Source organism: Pseudomonas sp. HLG18 (genome assembly GCF_051903985.1).
GTDB classification, from domain to species: Bacteria; Pseudomonadota; Gammaproteobacteria; order Pseudomonadales; family Pseudomonadaceae; genus Aquipseudomonas; species Aquipseudomonas fluorescens_BT.
Genome location: NZ_CP195831.1, coordinates 442,578 through 455,655, shown reverse-complemented (window position 1 = coordinate 455,655; position 13,078 = coordinate 442,578). Strand labels below are relative to the sequence as shown.

At 60.8% G+C, this 13,078-nt stretch carries 8 protein-coding genes; 2 read left to right on the top strand and 6 right to left on the bottom strand.

The genetic code is table 11. The features are described 5' to 3' along the window. Nucleotides 1-15: 15 nt before the first annotated feature. Nucleotides 16-1,140 carry a GNAT family N-acetyltransferase gene (locus ACSPX5_RS02220; RefSeq protein WP_169429304.1) on the bottom strand — a complete coding sequence of 375 codons (1,125 nt, stop codon included), beginning with the start codon at nucleotides 1,138-1,140 and terminating at the stop codon, nucleotides 16-18. Between the two features lie 280 nt (nucleotides 1,141-1,420). Between ACSPX5_RS02220 and ACSPX5_RS02215 the strand changes: the two genes are divergently transcribed. Next, complete coding sequence (locus ACSPX5_RS02215; RefSeq protein WP_169429303.1) at nucleotides 1,421-2,752, top strand: putative porin; 1,332 nt, start codon at nucleotides 1,421-1,423, stop codon at nucleotides 2,750-2,752. A gap of 132 nt (nucleotides 2,753-2,884) precedes the next feature. On the opposite strand, the gene ACSPX5_RS02210 is transcribed toward ACSPX5_RS02215, so the two are convergent. From ACSPX5_RS02210 to aceK, 5 genes are all read right to left on the bottom strand, one after another. Then, nucleotides 2,885-3,121, bottom strand: coding sequence for an anti-sigma factor family protein (locus ACSPX5_RS02210; RefSeq protein WP_169429302.1), 237 nt, complete (start codon nucleotides 3,119-3,121; stop codon nucleotides 2,885-2,887). Beyond that, nucleotides 3,115-3,726: an RNA polymerase sigma factor gene (locus ACSPX5_RS02205; protein WP_169429301.1), complete on the bottom strand. Its 612-nt coding sequence runs from the start codon at nucleotides 3,724-3,726 to the stop codon at nucleotides 3,115-3,117. Before ACSPX5_RS02205 ends, ACSPX5_RS02210 begins: the two co-directional genes overlap by 7 nt. A 149-nt stretch (nucleotides 3,727-3,875) precedes the next feature. Then, entirely contained in the window at nucleotides 3,876-4,997 is a 1,122-nt protein-coding gene (locus ACSPX5_RS02200; protein ID WP_439820876.1) for a beta-ketoacyl-ACP synthase III, read from the bottom strand. A gap of 213 nt (nucleotides 4,998-5,210) precedes the next feature. Next, nucleotides 5,211-9,122: an ATP-dependent RNA helicase HrpA gene (gene hrpA, locus ACSPX5_RS02195; protein WP_439820875.1), complete on the bottom strand. Its 3,912-nt coding sequence runs from the start codon at nucleotides 9,120-9,122 to the stop codon at nucleotides 5,211-5,213. Between the two features lie 188 nt (nucleotides 9,123-9,310). Further along, nucleotides 9,311-11,032: a bifunctional isocitrate dehydrogenase kinase/phosphatase gene (gene aceK / locus ACSPX5_RS02190; RefSeq protein ID WP_169429298.1), complete on the bottom strand. Its 1,722-nt coding sequence runs from the start codon at nucleotides 11,030-11,032 to the stop codon at nucleotides 9,311-9,313. Between the two features lie 420 nt (nucleotides 11,033-11,452). On the opposite strand from aceK, the gene ACSPX5_RS02185 reads away from it, so the two are divergent. Further along, nucleotides 11,453-13,078 (top strand): methyl-accepting chemotaxis protein, encoded by a 1,626-nt coding sequence (locus tag ACSPX5_RS02185; protein ID WP_169429297.1) that lies wholly within the window; start codon nucleotides 11,453-11,455, stop codon nucleotides 13,076-13,078.

Here is a 13,078-nt window from a genome sequence, read left to right as displayed (position 1 = left end):
GGGCAGTGGCGAGGATCAGGCTTGCCGATACGGCAAGGCGCTCCTCGCCTCTTCGGCATAGGCCAGTACACCGGCGCGCTCCTGGTGCAGGAAGTCTTTGACCGCGGCTTTCAAACCGGGATGGCGAAGGTAATGCCAGGAGTGAGTGATCACCGGTTCAAACCCGCGAATCAGTTTGTGTTCGCCCTGGGCGCCGGCGTCGAAACGCTGAAAACCCTGGGCAATCGCGTAGTCCATGCCCTGGTAGAAACAGGTTTCGAAATGCAGCCGGTCGTACTCGGCCAGGCATCCCCAGTAGCGCCCGTAAAAACTGTCGCCGCCCACCAGGCTGAATGCCATCGCCACAGGCCTTGAACCCTGCCTGGCCAGCACGACGCGGATCGATTCCGGCATGCGCTCTGCCAGCAGGCTGAAGAACTCCCGGGTCAGGTACGGCGCCTGCCGGCGTACCGCGTAGGTGTTGGCGTAACAGGCGTAGACAAAATCCCACTGCGCCTCGTCCAGCTCTCTGCCCTCAAGCCATTCGAATTCGAACCCCTGCCCCGCCACTTGCTCGCGCTCTTTGCGCATCTGTTTGCGCTTGCGCGAACTGAGCACGTCGAGAAAGTCCTGAAAGTCGCGATAGCCGCGATTCTGCCAGTGGTACTGACAGCCGATGCGTTGCAGCCAGCCCGGCTGCTCGGCCATGGCGGCATCAGTAAAGGCATCGGTGAAGTTGATGTGGGCGCCGGAGAGTTCTTCGATTTCCAGATAACCCGGCAGGCTCTTGAGCAGTTCAAACCCATCCTCGACGTTCGCCGCCAACAGGCGTGGCCCGGTGACCGGGCTGAACGGCACCGCACTCAAAAACTTGGGGTAGTAATCGATGCCGGCGCGGGCGCAGGCGTCGGCCCAACCGTGATCGAAGACGTATTCGCCGTAGGAATGCCACTTTCGATACGCGGGCAGCGCCGCGATCAGACGACCATTTTCCACATGCAGCAAATGTTCCGGCTGCCAGCCGGTGTGCGGGCCGACGCTGCCGCTGTCCTCCAGTGCACCGAGGAAGGCATGACGCAGAAACGGTTGGTTTTCCGGCACCAGTGCATCCCAGAACGCCGGTTCGATTTCCGACAGTTTTTGCAGGCGCTGCAACGGCATTTTCCTCTCCACTTTTGGCCCTGAAAGCCTCGCGAGTATCGCTGATCGCCCCCGTCTTGCCCACGTCCGATTGCGCGACAGCGCTCTGGATCAATAGTTCACGGAGGTTTTGTATCGTCATCAACCTGCCATCACTGTGCCACTGCTCTGTCATAAACCATCGCGATACTGGCGCCTGTTTTTAGAGCGCCGGGTTCTACCCGGACACAGTTTTCCGACCTTCAAATTGTCGGTTGTGCCCAGGATGGTTCAGCCATCCCTCTCATCTTCGGAGAATGCTATGCGTCTTGCTTCCACGAAAACTGCGGCGGCCCTGTGCGGTGGCCTGTTGCTGGCCATGAGTGTTCCGGCCAGTGCCGCAGTCGACGCCAAACTGCTCGACATGCTCAAGGCTAACGGTTCCATCACCCAGGCGCAGTACGTAGAACTGCAAACCGAACTGGCCCAGGATCAGAAGGCCCAGCAAATCGCGCAGCAGGCGCAGCAAGAGACCAACGAGCAAATCGCGGCAACCGCGAAGAAAACCAACGAGCTGAGCAGCTTCGACCAGAAACTCGCCTGGGCTGCCAAGACCCAGTTCAAGGGCGACGTACGTTTCCGCCAGGAAACCGTGAAGAACGACGGCGTACCGAACGCCAAGGACCAGGACCGTCAGCGCATTCGTGCCCGTCTGGGTGCCTACACCGAAATCAACCCGCAGGTTGATACCGGTATCCGTATCGCCACCGGCAGCAGCGACGACGCCCGCTCCACCAACCAGGACCTGAACAACTACTTCGACAAGAAGCAGATCTGGCTCGACCTGGGCTACGTCGACTACCACCCTGACGCGGTCAAGAACCTGCACCTGATCGCCGGTAAAATGAACCAGCCATGGGTGAGCATGGGCGACATCATCTGGGACAGCGACATCAACCCGGAAGGCCTGGCCGTTACCTACAAGTACCCACTGAGCGGCAGCACCGAGCTGTTCGGTAGCGCCGGTCACTACACCCTCAAGGACAACGTCGACGGCGAAGGCGTGCAGTTCAAGCACGACCTGCGTCTGTACGCTGGCCAGTTGGGCGGTCGTTTCGCACTGACCGACAGCCTGAAACTGACCCTGGGCGGCAGCATCTATTCCTACGACAACGACAAGAACAGCGCCTGCCCTACCAGCGGCACCGTGACCGCGCCATGCGCCCTGGCCGTCAACGGCAACAGCCCGAACGAAACCTTCAAACTGTATGAAGGCTTCGGTCAACTGGACATCGCCAACCTGCCGGTTCCGTTGTCGATCTACGGTCAGTACGTGAACAACAAAGACGCCAGCAACGACCAGGACACTGGCTGGCTGGCCGGCGTGAAGACCAAGGTTTACGGCTTTGGCGTCGACTACAACTATCGCGACGTACAGCGTAACGCGGTGGTGGGTGCCTTCACCGACTCCGACTTCGCCAACGGCTACACCGGTTCGCGCGGCAGCAAGCTGAAAGTGAGCTACGAGCTGGACAAGAACTTCACCCTGGGCGCCACGTATTTCATGGCTAACTCGGACTACACCAACGCCAGCCTCAAGAAGACCGACTCCGACATCAACACGCTGCAACTGGATGCCGAAGCCAAGTTCTAAAACAGCAATGCCAGGTTTCAAGCCGCGAGTGAATGCCTCACTTGTCGCTTGAAGCTGCTTTTCTCCTACAGCCCGGTGCAGCAGCGACCCCCATCATCCGTTCGCCGCTGTCACGCCGGGCTGTTTTTTGCCTCAGGGACTGTCTTTTCGCCGCTGTGCCGCCAAACGCTCGGCCAACGCATCCACACCCTCATCCGGTTTCTCCGGCATCACCCGCAATGTCGCCTGCATCAGACGCATCTGACGAATGAAACGCCGGCAATTGGGGCAGAACATCAGGTGATGACGCACCAACAACTTCTCGCGAAAGCTCAACTGGCCATCGAGATAATCGCTGGAACGTGCCACTTGCTCCTTGCAGGTCAACATTCGCCTGTCTCCTCAAAATGTTCCACGGTCGCGAAGACCTTCAAACGTGCCCGATGCAGCAGCACACGGACATTGGAGAGCGAGATTTCCAGAAGATTACAGATGTCTTCCAGTTCAAGGCCCTGGCGCTCGCGCAACACCAGCACACTGCTTTGCAGTTCCGACAGGCTCAGCAGCGTGTGCTCCAGACATTCGCGCAACTCACCCTCGGTGAGCAGCGCTTCGGGGGTGTCCTGATGCCAGGCGAACGGGGCGATCAGCCAATGGCCGTCGCCGGTGGAAAAACGGTCGTCGTCGATGGTGCCGTGGGGCGACGGCAGATCATCCATCAGCACTTCGCGGCGGTTCTGCTTGTAACGACCCTTGGCCGAGTTGGCGGTGATGGTCAGCAGCCAGGTCTTGAGACTGGAGCGCCCCTCGAAGCTGCCGATATGGCGCACCACCGACAGCCAGGCGTCCTGCACCACTTCCTCGACGTGGCGCTGGCCGACAATCGCATAGGCTACCGCGCGCATGGCGCTTTGATAGGTCGTGACCAGTTCCTTGAAAGCCTTCTGCTCACCAGCCAGCAAACGTGCCAGCAGTTGGGTGTCGTCAGCCGCCATCCCTCAATCCCCTTGTCCTGACTTCGAAAATGATAACGGCAGGATGGCGCTCAACGCACCACCCTGCCGTCACCCTCGAAAATTACAGCGTTGCAGTTGATCCGGCTGTAGGAAAGATCAACGCGATTAAGAGGAAATTAACCTTAATTTCAACGCTTGCGCAGAATCACACTACCAATCGAGTAGCCGGCGCCGAACGAACTCAGCACCGCCAGCGAACCAGCCGCCAGATCGTCCTGATACTTGTGAAATGCGATCACGGAACCGGCGGAGCTGGTATTGGCGTAGGTGTCGAGAATCACCGGGGCTTCTTCTTCAGTCGCTTCGCGGCCCAGCAACTTGCGCACGATCAGGTGATTCATGCTCAGGTTGGCCTGGTGCAGCCAGAAGCGCTTCACGTCACCGACGTTGAGCTTGTTCTCTTGCAGATGCTCGCCGATCAGTTCGGCCACCATCGGGCAGACATCCTTGAATACCTTGCGGCCTTCCTGCACGAACAGCTTGTCGCGGGCACCGATGCCCTCTTCCGCTGCACGGTTGAGGAAGCCGAAGTTGTTGCGGATGTTGTTGGAGAATTTGGTCAGCAGTTTGGTGCTGACCACCTCGAACTGGTGTTTCGATGTCGCCGTATCGGCACGCTCGATGACGACGGCGGTTGCGGCGTCTCCGAAGATGAAGTGGCTGTCGCGGTCACGGAAATTCAGGTGACCGGTGCAGACTTCCGGGTTGACCATCAGGATCGCCCGGGCCTGGCCCAGTTGCACGGTGTTGGCCGCCTGCTGGATGCCGAAGGTCGCCGACGAGCAGGCAACGTTCATGTCGAAACCGAAACCCTGGATGCCCAGTGCTTCCTGGACTTCGATGGCGATGGCCGGATAGGCGCGCTGCAGGTTGGAGCAGGCGACGATCACACCGTCGATGTCGGCGGCGGTCTTGCCGGCGCGCTGCAAGGCTTGCTCGGCAGCACCGATGGCCATCTGGCAGAGCACCGACCATTCGTCGTTGGAACGTTCCGGCAAGCGTGGCGCCATGCGCTGCGGATCGAGGATGCCGTCCTTGTCCATGACAAAGCGGCTCTTGATGCCCGAGGCTTTTTCGATGAACGCGGCGCTGGATTCGGTCAGAGCCTGAATCTCGCCGCTGGCGATGGCGTCAGCATTGTCCGCGTTGAACTGGGCGACGTAGGTATTGAAAGACTGCACCAGCTCTTCGTTGGAAATGCTGTTGGCCGGGGTGTACAGGCCGGTGCCGCTGATGACGACGTTATGCATGGTCGTTTCTCTAATCTGTTCAGGCAGAAAGTGCTGGCACCGACGTGCCAACACGCAAAGGGTCCATTCCCGTATCAAGGGACGCAAAAACCTGGCATCGCTTTATTCCGACCTCGCCCGCAGTAGAGAAGGCTCAAAACCGCGGGGCCGGCGTTTATAGGCGCGAAGTTTGCCATAAACCTTGGCTTTTGGCGCCTTTTGCAGGATCGGAGGTCAGGCCTCGACCTGCGTCCACTGTTTGTTCAGACGCTTGTCGGAGATCGGCACTTTCGTCCCCAACTGCTGAGCGAACAGCGAAACCCGGTACTCCTCCAGCCACCAGCGATACAACTCGAGCTGCGGATCGCGTTTGCCTTCCTGCGCATGCTTGGCGGCGCGGGTCTGGTATTGCGTCCAGAGCCCGGCGAGTTCGCCGCTCCAGACCCGATCCTTCTGCACCTGCGCGCCCAACTTCTCGAAACGCTGCTCGACCGCCTTCAGATAACGCGGTAATTCCTTGAGCCAGAGCATCGGCGTTTCCCGGACGAAGCCCGGATACACCAGATGGCCGAGCTGCTGCTTGATGTCGTTCAACGCCACCGCCTGAGCCAGATCGATCTTGCCCTTGAAGCGCTTTTGCAGACCGTGCCAGAGCTTGAGAATTTCCAGGGTCAAACGTGCCACCCGCTCGGCGTGCTCGGTCCAGCTGCCACGCTTGCGCTCGGCCAGTGCCGCCAGGCCTGCGCCGTCGCGAGGTAACGGGTCTTCGCCGTCGAGAATGCAGCTGTCGAGGCTGGCCAGCAGAATGTCTTCCACCAGCGCATCGACCCGACCCAGCTCACGGTACAGCAAACCCAGTTCGGTCAGGCCCGGCAACTTGCCGCGCAGGAACTTGGCCGGTTCGGCCAGTTGCTGCATCAACAGGCGCTGCAAGGCGCGGCGATGCTGGAACTCGGCCTCGGCCGGCGTCGAGAAGCGACCTTCCTTGACGGTGCCGCCCTCTTCCACCAGCGCCGGATAGACCGTCATCGACAGTCCGGCGATCTTCTGCTGAGTCTTTTGCGCCACCGGAGCGAAGACCTTGGCCTCCACCGGTTGCTGACTTTTCGCACTCTGCGGCACGGCCAATGCGGCCTGGCTGGCTTCGGCGAAACGTGCGGTCAGCTCCGCCAGATCCCGTCCTTCGCCAAGGAACTTGCCCTGGCCGTCGACGATTTCCAGGTTCATCCGCAGATGGCTTTCGACCTGTTGCGCCGCTTCGGCCCAGGCTTCGTCGCTGACCCGCGCACCGGTCATGCGCAGCAGCTCACGACCCAACGCTTGCGGCAACGAACCTTCGGCAAAGGTCATGCGTTGCAGCGCGGCCTTGATGAAGTCCGGCACCGGCACGAAGTTCTTGCGCAAGGCTTTTGGCAGGTTGCGCACCAGCGCAATGCACTTGGCCTCGATCAGCCCCGGCACCAGCCACTCCAGACGCTCCGGCGGCAGCATCGGCAACAGCGGCGCCGGCACACGCAAGGTCACGCCGTCGCGCGGGTGATTCGGTTCGAAGTGGTAACTCAGGGCCAGCTCCAGATCGCCGATGTGCAGCGTGTCCGGGTAATGCTGGGCGGTGACTTCGCTGGCCTCGCGAGCCAGCACGTCTTCCTCGCGCATGATCAGCAGTTGCGGGTCTTTCTGGCTGTTGACCCGATACCAGCTGTCGAACGTCGCGGTCTGATGGATCTCCGCCGGCAGTCGAGCATCGTAGAACGCGAACAGCGTTTCTTCGTCCGCCAGAATGTCCCGGCGGCGAGCCTTGGCTTCCAGTTCGTCGAGTTGTTCCAGCAATTGCTTGTTGGCGGTCAGGCACTTGGCCCGGGACTGGATCTCGCCCCGCACCAGGCCTTCGCGGATGAACAGCTCCCGCGAGACCACCGGATCCACCGGGCCGTAATGCACCGGTCGACGGCCGACCACGATCAGGCCGAACAGGGTGATCTGTTCGAACGCAACGACCTGGCCGCGCTTCTTCTCCCAGTGCGGTTCGAAGTGGTTTTTCTTGATCAGATGCCCGGCCAGCGGTTCGATCCAGTCGGCGTCGATCTTCGCCACCATCCGTGCGTAGAGCTTGGTGGTTTCCACCAGTTCGGCGGTCATCACCCATTGCGGACGCTTCTTGCCAATGCCCGACGAAGGGTGAATCCAGAACCGCCGCTGACGGGCGCCAAGATAGTCGCCGTCCTCGGTTTTCTGCCCGATCTGGCTGAGCAGGCCGACCAATACCGCTTTGTGCAGTTTCGGGTAATCCGCCGGCTCTTTATTGACGCTCAACTGTAAATCGCGGCAGATCAGGCTCAACTGGCGATGGGAATCACGCCACTCGCGCAGGCGCAGGTAGTTGAGGAAATTCTTGCGGCACCAGTTGCGCAGCGGGCTGGCGGTCAGTGCCTGGCGCTGCTCCTCAAAACCGCGCCACAGATTGACTAGCCCGGCGAAGTCCGAATCGACGTCTTTCCACTGAGCGTGGGCCTGATCGGCGGCTTGCTGGCGTTCCGGCGGACGCTCGCGAGGGTCCTGAATCGACATGGCGCTGGCCACGATCAGCACCTCCTGCAGGCTGCCGAGCTTTGCCGCTTCAAGCAACATGCGGCCCATACGCGGGTCCACCGGCAGGCGCGCCAACTGGCGGCCGAGCGGGGTCAGCTGACTGTTGCGATCCACCGCCGAGAGTTCTTGCAGCAGGTTGAAACCGTCGCTGATCGCCTTGCCGTCCGGCGGCTCGATGAACGGAAAATCCGTGATCTCGCCGAGGCGCAGATGGAGCATCTGCAAAATAACCGCCGCAAGGTTGGTACGCAGAATTTCCGGGTCGGTAAATTCCGGGCGACCGAGGAAATCCTCTTCGCTGTACAAGCGCACGCAGATACCCGGCTCGACCCGGCCGCAGCGACCTTTACGCTGGTTGGCGCTGGCCTGGGAAATCGCTTCGATCGGCAGTCGCTGGACCTTGGCGCGGTAACTGTAGCGGCTGATGCGCGCGGTGCCGCTGTCGATCACGTAACGGATGCCCGGCACGGTCAGCGAGGTTTCGGCGACGTTGGTCGCCAGCACCACACGACGCCCCGGATGGGACTGGAAAATCCGCTGCTGCTCGGCCGGCGACAGGCGCGCGTACAACGGCAGGATTTCGGTGTGTTTGAGCTGGGCCTTGCGCAGCATGTCGGCGGCGTCGCGGATCTCACGCTCGCCGGGCAGGAACACCAGCACATCGCCGGGGCTGCGGCGTTCGCTGCGCTCGTACGCGGCGATTTCGTCGAGGGTGGCGAGGATCGCCTGATCCACGGTCAGGTCGTCTTCGACGCGGTTGCCCTCTTCGTCCTGCTCAAGCGTCAGCGGGCGATACCAGGTGTCCACCGGGAAGGTGCGGCCGGACACTTCGACAATCGGCGCATCGTCGAAATGTTTGGAGAAGCGCTCCAGATCGATGGTCGCCGAAGTGATGATGACCTTCAGGTCCGGACGACGCGGCAGCAGGGTTTTCAGGTAACCGAGCAGGAAGTCGATGTTGAGGCTGCGTTCGTGGGCTTCGTCGACAATGATCGTGTCGTAGCGTTCGAGGTAGCGGTCGTTCTGGGTTTCCGCCAGCAGGATGCCGTCGGTCATCAGTTTGATCAGCGTATTGGAATCGCTCTGATCCTCGAATCGAACCTGATAGCCGACCAGTGCGCCCAGCGGCGTGCCGAGTTCTTCGGCAACCCGACTGGCCACGCTGCGTGCTGCGATTCGACGGGGTTGGGTATGGCCTATCAGACCATGCTGGCCGCGACCGATCTCCAGACAGATTTTCGGCAACTGGGTGGTTTTACCCGAGCCGGTTTCGCCGGCGATGATCAACACCTGATGCTTTTCCAGGGCCTTCTTGATTTCGTCGCGCTTGGCCGCAATCGGCAGGCTGTCGTCGTAACGGATCACCGGCAGGCTGGCCTTGCGCGCCAGCACCTGATCGCAGGACGCCTGCATGCGCGCCACCCACTGGGCCAGCTTGGCCTCGTCGGGTTTCTTGCGCAGTTCAAGCAACTGCCGCCGCAGCCGGTGGCGGTCGGCGAGCATGGCGTGATCGAGGTTTTTCAGCAGTTTGTCGATGGAGGGCGATTCGTCGGTCATCGGGTACGCAATTCGGTCGTCTAGTGGCGCAAGGACGCGATTGTCGCAGATTTTACGACCGCTGCGCGGCCGATCGCGAGCAGGCTCGCTCCCACCCTGGATTACCAGCGACCATAAAACCGGTGCACAGCGCGATCAAATGTGGGAGCGAGCCTGCTCGCGATGAATTGCGCAGCAATTCCAGAAAGTCACTCGTTATCGAGGCCCTTTCGCCGATACGGAAAGACGTCGATGACTTTCCCCGCCCGAATCGCCTCCTGCAACCCCTTCCAGTAATCGGCGTTGTACAGCTCACCATGCAACTGATCGAACAACTTGCGCTGCTTGGCATCGGCAAACAGAAACGGCGGAAACTCCTCGGGGAACACGTCCAGCGGTCCAATCGAATACCACGGCTCGGAAGCCATTTCGTCCTCCGGCGTGCGGGGTGGCGGGATGTGGCGGAAGTTGGCTTCGGTGAGGAAGCAAATCTCGTCGTAGTCGTAGAACACCACCCGGCCATGACGGGTGACGCCAAAGTTCTTCAGCAGCATGTCGCCGGGGAAAATGTTGGCCGCCGCCAGTTGCTTGATCGCCAGCCCGTAATCCTCCAGCGCCTCGCGCACCTGGGCTTCGTTGGCGTTTTCCAGATAGAGGTTGAGCGGGGTCATCCGGCGTTCGGTCCAACAGTGGCGGATCAGCACGGTTTCGCCTTCCAGCGACACTGTGGACGGCGCGACTTCCAGCAACTCGGCCAGGCACGCCGGATCGAACTTGCTCAACGGAAAGCGGAAATCAGCGAACTCCTGGGTATCGGCCATGCGCCCGACACGGTCGACGCTTTTCACCAGTCGGTACTTCTCGATCACCGTGGCGCGATCGACGTTTTTCGATGGCGAGAAGCGGTCCTTGATGATCTTGAACACCGTGTTGAAACCCGGCAGCGTGAACACGCTCATGACCATGCCGCGCACGCCCGGGGCCATGATGAACTGATCGTCGGTGTTGGCCAGGTGATTGATCAGGGCGCGGTAAAACTCGGATTTACCGTGCTTGTAGAAGCCGATCGAGGTGTACAGCTCGGCGATGTGCTTGCCCGGCAGGATGCGCTTGAGAAAGCCGATGAACTCCGCCGGCACCGGCACATCCACCATGAAATACGAACGGGTGAACGAGAAGATGATCGACACATCGGCTTCGTCAGTGATCAGCGCGTCGATCTGAATCCCCCGCCCCTCGCGGTGCAGCAGCGGAATCACCAGCGGCCACTGATCGTCGTTGGTGTAGATGCGTCCGACCAGATAGGCGCCCTTGTTGCGGTACAGCACCGAGGAAAACAGTTCGACGCTCAACTCCGGGTCCTTGCACACCCAGTCCGGCAGGTTCTCGCGCAGTTGCGCTTCCAGACGCTGCAGATCCCGGGGCAGATCGGCGTAATCCTCGCTGAAACGGTAATCGGCAAAGATGCTCGCGAGCATGCCCGACAACTGCCCATGGGGTTTGTAGGTGCGGGTCTGTGCGGCCCGGGCACGGCGCAGGCTCGGCCGGGTGGTATGGATGAACATGCAGCCATCGCTGATCAGGTCGTGGCTGAACAGTCCGCAGAAGATCGAGTTGTACCAGGTCTCGGAGAGCTCATCGTCGAAGCGCAGGTCGATGATGCTGATGTAGGCGCTTTTCACCAGCGGCCAGCAGCTGACATCCATCAGCGTGTCCGCCTCGAAATACTCGCGCAGGCGCGCGACGGTTTCGCCGACCTTGTCTTCGTAGAGGTTGATCCGCGCCGCCGACGCGGTTTGCGTCTCCTGCCAGCGCGCCTGCTCGAAGCGCTCACGGGCGCCATCGGTGATCCGCCGAAAATGCTCGCGGTAATCGTCAAAGCCATCGAGGATCATGCGGGCGATGTCGGTGGCTGGCCATTGCTGCGGCATAGATGAGACCTCTGCGGGAATTGGAGAATCTGTGCTCGAAGGCCTGAGCTTAGCCACGGAACCGGGGACAGGAGAAGCGTAATTTCTGCCAAATCCGCGACCGGGTTGTACAACGACACAGTTTTTATCAAAGTTTTTTTAATCGACCGTTCGGTCAGCAAAGCGGCATCCGCGCTCTTTTCGTGATAACGCGCCAGCCCGCGATTTCACTGGGTTTCGGATCCAATCCAGCAACGACATCTCTAGCCCGCGGCTTTTCCAGACTTGTCCATTCCTTTCCATTGTCTGCGACGTTGGCGGGTGTCTGCCCTTACCAAGATGATGGCACTTTGATATACAGCCCGCCATTACCCCGCCTCACAACAAGATCCTCGGCCCACGAGGACGACCTCTCTCCCCCAAAGCCCAAGGAGCATATTGATGTCTATCCGGAATCTGCGCATCGGTTTGCGCGCCAGTTTGTGTTTTGCCGTTCTGGCCAGTCTGCTGGTGGTGGTTGGCCTGTTCGGTCTGAGCCAGATGAAAGGCCTTCGCGAAAGCGCAGCCGTGATCGAAGAATCATGGATGCCCAGCATCGAAAGCATTCATGACACAGCGGCGAACATCGCCAGCATCCGCCTTGAATCCCTGCGCCTGATCACCAGCACCCAGGCTGCCGTGCGCGAGCGAAGCAAAGGTATTCTCACGGCGCAGCGACAGGAGCTGCTCAAGCGCCTCGACGATCACAAGGCCTTGATTGCCAACGATCAGGAACGGGCAATGCTGGAAGGCCTGGGTGCAGATACGGCCAAGTACCTGGCGATCCTCGACCAGATCCTCAAACAGATCGACGCCGGTCAAAATGACCAGGCCTACATGCGCCTGACCAATGAACTGGCCCCCCAGGGCAGCGTGCTCGACAAGACCCTGGAGCAAATGATCGCTCTCAATCAACAAGGCGCGGATGCCGCGGCCAAATCCGCGGCGGCGATGTACCAGCAGGCGCTATGGATCGTCGCCACGACTATCGTCATCGCTTTGATTGCCACGTTGCTGCTGGCCTGGCGGCTGACCCGCAGCATCACAGCGCCGATCAATCAGGCGCTGAACGTGGCACGACGGATTGCCTCCGGTGATCTCAGCGGCCGCATCGACAGCGAGGGCCGGGATGAAGCGGCGCAACTGCTTACAGCGCTGGCCGAGATGCAGGGCAATCTGCGCTCGACCATTCGCGGCATCAGTGAGTCGGCCCAACAATTGGCCTCCGCCGCCGAAGAAATGAGTTCGGTGATGGAACAGAGCACCCGCGGCCTGCAACAGCAGAACGATCAGATCGAACAGGCCGCCACCGCGGTCACCGAGATGAGCACGGCGGTGGATGAAGTGGCCGCCAATGCGGTATCCAGCGCCGAGGCGTCCCAAGCGTCGAACGAGGACAGCAGGCACGGGCATGTGCAGGTCAGTGAGACCATCAGTTCGATTCAGGAACTGGTCAGTGCCGTGCTAGGTGCCTCCGAACAGGCCGAGGGCCTTGCGACCCAGGCCCAGGACATCAGCAAGGTGCTGGAAGTGATTCGCGGCATCGCCGGGCAGACCAACCTGCTGGCGCTTAACGCCGCCATTGAAGCGGCGCGAGCCGGCGAGGCCGGACGTGGGTTTGCAGTGGTTGCCGACGAGGTCCGCTCGCTGGCCCAGCGCACGCAAAACTCCACCGAAGAAATCGAGCTGATGATCAGCAGCATCCAGCAAGGCACCGGTGCCACTGTCGGCGCGTTGCAAAGCAGCGCCGAGCAAGCCAGCCACACCCTGCGCCGGGCCAACAGCGCTGGCCAGGCTCTGGAGAAAATCACCGCGTCGATCTCGCAGATCAACCAGCGCAATCTGGTGATCGCCAGTGCCGCCGAGCAACAGGCACTGGTGGCCCGGGAAGTCGATGAAAACCTGGTGACCATCCGCGACCTGTCGACGCAGACTGCCGCTGGCGCCACCCAGACGTCTGCCGCCAGTCAGGAACTGTCGCGCCTCGCTGTCGACCTCAACGGGCTGGTGACACGCTTCGTGCTCTGA